This window comes from Vibrio sp. 1249-1 (assembly GCF_033340495.1).
The window spans coordinates 1-538 of the sequence record NZ_JAWOWJ010001082.1; the positions used below are offsets into that span (position 1 = coordinate 1).

Here is a 538-nt window from a genome sequence, read left to right on the forward strand (position 1 = left end):
CTGTAGTGATCACCAAGTGGTCTTGACTCTCACGACCGACAACTATGGTTCTGAAACGAGTTGGACGCTGAAAAACAGCCAATCCGCAGTACTGTTCTCTGGTCAGGGTTATGAGTCGGCAACCACCGTTGAAAAAAGCATGTGTTTAGCCGACGGTGATTACCAGTTCACCATTCAAGATGAGTATGGTGACGGCATTTGTTGTGGAAGTGGCGCGGGTTCGTACACGTTGATGGAAGGAGCCAAGACCCTTGCTTCTGGCGCTGAGTTCGCCAAAAGCGAAACCACTGATTTTACGTTAGGTGACACCACCACGACTCCACCAGTGGTTGATGGGTATTATCAAGCCGCGTCTGGCAAGACAGGCTACGCACTCAAAACGGCGTTGTTTAACATCATCAATAATCACTCCAGCCGTGGCTATTCAGCGATTTGGACTTTGGTAAAAGACGCAGATTTGGATAACTACTACGAGAAAGACGGCTCCATCCTTGATATGTATTCAGAGAAGCCTGCGGGCAACGACGCAGTGAGTTTC

1 protein-coding gene is annotated in these 538 nt (G+C 49.1%); it reads left to right on the forward strand.

What is annotated here, in order from left to right:
* Window positions 1-538: endonuclease (locus R7Z50_RS30585; protein ID WP_318150161.1), on the forward strand; the 538-nt coding region annotated here is incomplete at both ends.